A 6,630-nucleotide genomic window follows, 5' to 3' on the forward strand; every position below is an offset into this window, starting at 1 on the left:
GGTGGCGGAGGCGTGGGAGAAGGGGTTCGGACGCGACAAGCGCTCGTCCCTGGGCATGGATCGCGCTCCAGTGCCGCGGCCGAAGCGCCGACGCGGAGCGTTGCCGCCGCCACAGGCGGTTGTCGCAGGCGACCGGACGGAGCGCGCGTCGAGACGTGCGACCCGTCCTGACGCTCAGCCGGCGTTGCCGCGACGCTCCAGATTGTCTCGCAGAACCGTGCAACGGCGTGCCAAACGATATCGTTGGTACTTCGTGATCCTACTCGCCATGGCGGCTGTCGGTGTTGCGGGCTTTGAGGCGTACCAGTATCGGTCGTCCAAGACGTGGGGATCGGAGCTGTTCCTCCTGGAACAGGTCGCCGTCGAAGGAGCCCAGCGCATCTCGGAATCCGAGTTGATCGATTCCGCTGGGCTGGTTATCAACACGACGACGATGCAGGAGGTGGTTCCCAAGAGGATCGAGGAGACGCTGAGCACGGCGTACCCCGATCTGAAGAGCGTCGAGGTCGCCCGCGAAATGCCGGGCAGGGCGGTCATTCGCGTCGTCGAGCGCGTGCCAGTCGCTCGCGTACGGATCGGCTCCGAGACGCACATCGTCGATGAAGAAGGCGTTGTGTTGGTGCGACCATTCGTGATACGGTCTGAGTCGCATCTCCGAGCTGAACCGCAGACGCACACACCCGCCCATAGAAACCCGATGGCCCCGGCGCCAATGGATGCCGTCCTGCTTGCACGTGAGAGCGGTCGGCTACCGTGGGTCGAGGGGCCCCTAGCTATCGTCGGCGAACCGGTGGCGCATGTCGAAGGGACGAGCCTCGCATCGGCGCTGGACCTAGTCGCGATGAATGCTCGAATGTCGCTGTCGGATTTCGTGCCGAACCCTCTGCCGCCGGTGCGTGCGGTTGTCGCTGACGAGGGCGGCAGCGGGACCGTGCGAGTCGAGCGCGATCCTGCGGAGCGTGTGCTGCGGCGTGACGAGATCGAACGGCGTCCATTGTCGATTGAGCGTGTCCGAGCGCTGGGGAACGGTCAGTTGGTCGTCACGTTCCGCCAGCATGCTCGGCGTGGAGTTACCGCGTGGTTCTCCGAGGGTTACCTGAGTTCCGGCCTGAGTAACCTGTACCGTGTCTATGTCCATCGCCTCCTTACCGTCCCGACGCGATACTCGGGACTTGAGGACGCTGACGGCGTCGCGTCGAGCGTCGCTGACTCATCGTCATCCCTGCCCCCATCGTCTCCGCACGTGGATGTCAGCAGGGAATCATCGCCGTCTCCGGCGTCTGGGGCAGGTTCCCGGGTCGAGGAACCCGTCGCCTCCGCTGGAGCCGATCAGGAACAGGAATCGCACGTCCGGCGAGCGAACGTTGCCGCAGACTCGCAATCCGCAGACGCGCGCAAGCAACGACCGTGGATTGAGGAGCGGTACGACGCTCGTTACGAAAGCACTCTATACATATCATCCATAGCGCAAATGAGCGGAGGACAGAATGGCGCGGGAGGACATCGTAGTCGGTCTTGACATCGGCACGAGCAAGATCGCCGCAATCATCGGGGACGTCAGCCGCGGCGTCATGGACGCCATCGAGATCATCGGCGTCGGAGTCTGCGAGTCCACGGGTCTCCGCAAAGGCGTGGTGGTCGACATAGAGAAGACCGCCGCGTCGATCCGCCAAGCCGTCGAACAGGCGGAGATAATGGCGGGCGTACAGATCGGCTCTGTCTACACCGGGATCGCCGGCGGACATGTGATGGGACAGAACGTCACGGGTCTCGTCGCGGTCTCAGGCGACAAGCACGTCATCGGTCGCGAGGATGTCGAACGGTGCATCAACGCCGCCAAGGCGGTGGCGATTCCCGTCGAGCGCGAGGTGCTGCACATCTTGCCCCAGGGCTTCATCGTCGATGGCGAGGAGGGCATTCGCGACCCGATCGGCATGACCGGTGTGCGGCTCGAAGGATCGGTTCACATCGTGACGGGAGCGGTTACGTCGGCAGCGAACCTGGTTCGTTGCGCTCACCTCGCGGGCTTGTCCGTCGAGGACGTGGTACTGGAGCCCCTGGCGTCGGCTGAAGCCGTGCTGACGGAAGACGAGATGCAGATCGGCACGGCCCTGATCGACATGGGCAGCGGCACGACCGACATCGTCGTCTACAAGAACGGGTCGCTGATGTACACCGCCTCGCTGTCGATAGGCGGGTGGCACATCACCAACGACCTGGCGATGGGTCTGCGCATGACCCCCATCGAAGCCGAAGCGCTGAAGCGCAACAGCGGCGCAGCGTTGGTCGACGCGGTAGACGAACGCGAAACCGTCACGCTCACGACGCTCGGGTCGAGCAAGCCCAAGGTGGCGCTGCGGCGACACGTGGCAGAAATCATCCAGCCTCGCGTCATCGAGATCATGGATCTCGTCCTGCAGGAGCTAGGGCGCAGCAAGCTGATGCTGCCCGGTGGCATCGTCATCACCGGCGGGTGCGCTCTGCTGGAAGGCATCCAGGAGCTCAGCGAGCAGATGTTCAACATGCCGGTCCGGATCGGCTACCCGCGACAGCTCAAAGGGCTGTCCGACCGAGTCCACTCGCCGATCCACGCCACGGGCGTCGGGCTCCTGCTTCACGGCACGCGCGAACGATGGAGCGGCAAGGGGAGCCAGCGGTTCATCAAGGGGAACCTGTTCGACAATATCCTTAAGAGGATGAAGAGCTGGTACTCCTACCTGAAGGAGGACTACTTCTAGTCCAGACACCCATCCAGGGTCGAGATCGAATCACAGGAGGGGAAGGCGGATATCCGCCTTCCGCCTCCTTTCCCTGTTTGGTGCGGTTTGGCGTGCTGCGATCCGCATCGGGAAGCTGAACCGGGAACGGCATTTCGAGGGTGCGCCCCATGGGCGCCCATGTTACACTGGCGGTCGGGTCGCGTGTGGAGCCGATCTCGTTTTGGTAGACGAGAGCGGCTGGGGTTCGTCGGGAGTAGGGGCTTTCGATGCTGGAGTTTGAACAGGAACAGCAGTACGCCGCCACGATCAAGGTGATCGGTGTCGGCGGGGGTGGCAGCAACGCAGTCAAGCGGATGATCGAGTCGGACCTGGACGGCGTGAGCTTCTATGTCGTGAACACGGACGTCCAGGCTCTCCAAATGTGTCACCATGCCGAGAAGGTCCAGATCGGCGCGGAACTGACTCGTGGGCTCGGCGCGGGAGCCGATCCGGAGATCGGTCGCAAGGCAGCGCAGGAGGATAACGAAGTCCTGCAGAAGATGGTCGCGGGAGCCGACATGGTGTTCGTCACCGCAGGAATGGGCGGGGGAACCGGCACCGGTGCCGCCCCGATCATCGCGCAGATGGCGCGAGAAGCCGGCGCGTTGACCATCGCCGTGGTGACGCGTCCGTTCAACTTCGAGGGCAAGAAGCGGAAGATGGTCGCCGAGGAGGGTCTCGACGCCCTCAAGTCCGGCGCCGATGCACTCATTATCATCCCGAACCAGAAGCTGCTCGAGAACCTGGACCGGTCGACGCCCCTGATGCAGGCATTCCGCCGGGCTGACGATGTACTGTCGCAGGGCGTCCAGAGCATCTCCGACCTCATCACGAAGAGCGGCGAGATCAATCTCGACTTCGCCGACGTGAAGACCATCATGGCGGGGTCGGGTTCCGCTCTGATGGGCATCGGCACCGCCCAGGGCGAGAACCGGGCTGCCATCGCCGCCGAGAAGGCGATCACGTCGCCGTTCCTCGAAGAACAGTCGATCCGTGGCGCGACGGGCATTCTCGTGAACGTGACGGCGGGACTGGACTTCACGCTCCACGAGCTCGACCAGGCGATGCAGATCATCCACAACGAGGCATCCGAAGACGCCGAGATCATCTTCGGCCTCGTCCCCGACGTGGAGATGGAGGGTCACGTCAGCGTGACCGTCATCGCCACCGGGTTCGACCATCGCGCGGGTCATCGCGCCACGCCGCGCTCCAGCGCCGGCGACGTCGTCGACCTGAACCGCATCCTCAAGAAGGATTTCGACACGGATGAGGACGACCGCGACACGGTGGGTCGGCCCTCGGCGACGCCGACGGCTCGACCGCGACCGGTCGCGCCACATGAGGGCGACGATTCGCTGGATATCCCCGCATTCCTTAGGGTGAACCCGAAGGCGACCAAGAAGTAGGTCGCCATGCGCAAGCGATGTCTGGGGCGTTGCGGTTCGGGTGCCGTCTGAGCCGCACGCCCCTTCGTTCTGCCGACTCCCAGAGGGCTACATGCCGCATCGCTTCCTCGATCCGACGGCGCTGGTTCGCCTTGGAGGGATGGAGTTCGTCGCACGTCTGGTCGTCGAGGGCTTCATCACCGGCATGCATCGGAGCCCCTACCAGGGCTTCAACGTCGAGTTCGCGGAGCACCGGCAGTACATGCCTGGGGACGACCTTCGACGCGTCGACTGGAGGGTCTACGGCAAGTCCGACCGGTTCTACATCAAGCGCTACGAGGAGGAGACCAACCTCCGAGCCTACCTCGTCGTCGACGCCAGTCGTTCGATGACCTATTCCCGGGACCGGGGCAGCAAGCTGGAGTATACCTGCTACGTCGCGGCGTCGCTCGCATATCTGATGCTGCGACAGCGGGACTCCGTGGGTATTGCGACCGTCGACGACCGCGTCCGGGTCTACATCCCGCCTCGAGCGACACCAGCCCACATGAGCGCGATGCTTTCCGCCCTCGAGTCGATAGACCCAGGCGCCGACACGGATCTCGGACTGGCACTTCACGAGCTCTCCGCGCGACTCGTGAAGCGTGGACTCATCGTGCTCCTGTCCGATCTCCTGACCGATCCGGATTCGACGCTCAAGGCGCTCCGCCTGCTTCGGCACATGAAGCACGAGGTGGTCGTCTTCCATATCCTGGACGAGTCGGAGCGGACGTTTCCCTTCACGCAGCCAACAATCTTCCGAGACGTCGAATCCGGCGAAACGCTCGCGACCAACCCGCGTGTCCTCAAGGCGAGCTACCTGGAAGCTTTGAACCAGTTCGTCGCGACCTACCGAGACGGATGCCGGGCGCACGGGATCGACTACGTCCTGATGGACACGTCCACGCCATTCGACTTCGCGCTGTCCACGTACCTCTCACATCGCAAGTGAGCGGGTCTGCCGTGCACTGGTTGAGGCAAGGAAGAACCATGTTTGGGAACGCTGGCGTGTTCCGACACACGATTCGGCTGGTCTGTCTGTTGGCGGCAGCGATGGCGCTGATCCCAGGATGTCGCAAGGGCGATGTCACGGATTCGACGTCAGGGGCGAGGAACCCGGAGCTCTTCGCCCCGGGAGCCTGGGTGACGCGCGGCGCGGCTTCCGTGACCGTGCGAGACGCCGCCGGCACGGAGTTCGAGGCGATGCCGGACAGCAGGATCGTTTCCGTGGCGCCCAGCGCGACCGAGGTCGTGTTCGCGTTGGGATTGGGCGATCAAGTCGTCGGAGTCACGACCAACTGCAATTACCCGCCCGAAGCCGGTCTGAAAGACAAGGTCGGCGACTACAACCTGAGCTTTGAGAAGATCATGGCACTGAAGCCGAACCTCGTGATCGGCGCCTCCAGCTTCACCGACGCCGCCGCAGAGCCGCTGCGCCGCGCCGGGATTCCGTACTTCGCCATCGCGCAAGCCAGCTTCTCCGATCTGCTGGAGTCCGTGTACGCCCTCGGTGTCCTGTTCGACAAGGAGCCAGAGGCGGAAGCGATCGTCGCGAGTTTCAACGCCGCGGTCCAGGAAGCGAAAGCCCGCTCCGGCGGCTCGCGAACGCGTGTGTTCTGGGCGCAGTGGAACGAGCCGCTCTCGACCGTGGGCCCGGGGAACTTCCACCACGACCTGATGCAGCTCGCCGGGGGCGACAATATCGCGGCAGACATCGGCGTGCCGTACGGTCAGTTCAGCGAGGAAGTGCTGGCGGAACGACAGCCGGACGTCATCCTGGTTCCCAACACGGACATAGCGCAGTGGATCGAGAGACGGTTTCCGGCGCTGCCGGCGGTGCGAAACCACCGCGTGCACGTGTTCTCCTCGGACGAATCCGCCAGACCCGGGCCCCGGCTCCCGGTCGCGCTGACTGCCCTGGCAGCACTGCTCCACCCGAGCCAATGAGTCGCCTACGATTGCCCCTGCGCGTACACACCGCCTGGGTGTTGGCAGCCTTGGGAGCCGGCAGCCTCATCGCCGTTCTGTCGGCGTGCGCCGTCGGAGCTGTGTCCATCTCCTTCGCCGACCAGTTCTCGATCCTGGCGCGATGGGCGACGGGACAGTCCGGCGGCGGCGAGTTCGACTACATCTACCTGTCCATCCGGCTTCCCCGCGTCATGACGGCGTATCTCGTCGGCATGTCGCTCGCCTGCGTCGGGGCGTTGTTCCAGTCGCTGCTGCGGAACCCGTTGGCGGAGCCCTACATCGTCGGCGTGTCGCCAGGCGCATCGTTGGGAGCCACGGTGTTCCTGGGCATGACAGCGAGTGGCGGCACGGCCGCGGTGTCTGGCAGCGGGCTGGGAGGTATGCTCGCCTTCGCGTTTGTCGGAGGGATCGTGGCAGTCGGGGCTGCCTACATCTTGGCGAGCCAGGGCAAGTTCCTGAGCCTGGCGGACATACTGCTC

6 protein-coding genes are annotated in these 6,630 nt (G+C 64.3%); all 6 read left to right on the plus strand.

All coding sequences use genetic code 11. From position 1 onward, the window contains the following. Window position 1: 1 nt before the first annotated feature. A complete protein-coding gene (locus tag FJZ36_03395) occupies window positions 2–1,519 on the plus strand; it encodes an FtsQ-type POTRA domain-containing protein (GenBank protein MBM3213944.1) in 1,518 nt (505 codons plus the stop codon). Beyond that, on the plus strand, window positions 1,488–2,738 hold the full coding sequence (gene ftsA, locus FJZ36_03400) for a cell division protein FtsA (protein MBM3213945.1): 1,251 nt from the start codon (window positions 1,488–1,490) through the stop codon (window positions 2,736–2,738). Before FJZ36_03395 ends, ftsA begins: the two co-directional genes overlap by 32 nt. Before the next feature lie 248 nt (window positions 2,739–2,986). Continuing rightward, a complete protein-coding gene (gene ftsZ, locus FJZ36_03405) occupies window positions 2,987–4,165 on the plus strand; it encodes a cell division protein FtsZ (protein MBM3213946.1) in 1,179 nt (392 codons plus the stop codon). A gap of 91 nt (window positions 4,166–4,256) precedes the next feature. Further along, entirely contained in the window at window positions 4,257–5,135 is an 879-nt protein-coding gene (locus FJZ36_03410; GenBank protein MBM3213947.1) for a DUF58 domain-containing protein, read from the plus strand. Then, complete coding sequence (locus FJZ36_03415; GenBank protein MBM3213948.1) at window positions 5,045–6,130, plus strand: hypothetical protein; 1,086 nt, start codon at window positions 5,045–5,047, stop codon at window positions 6,128–6,130. Before FJZ36_03410 ends, FJZ36_03415 begins: the two co-directional genes overlap by 91 nt. Beyond that, window positions 6,127–6,630, plus strand: a 504-nt coding sequence (locus FJZ36_03420; protein MBM3213949.1) for an iron ABC transporter permease, incomplete at its 3' end; no start/stop codon positions are given. The genes FJZ36_03415 and FJZ36_03420, both read left to right, overlap by 4 nt.

The organism is Candidatus Poribacteria bacterium, from assembly GCA_016866785.1.
Classification (GTDB): domain Bacteria; phylum Poribacteria; class WGA-4E.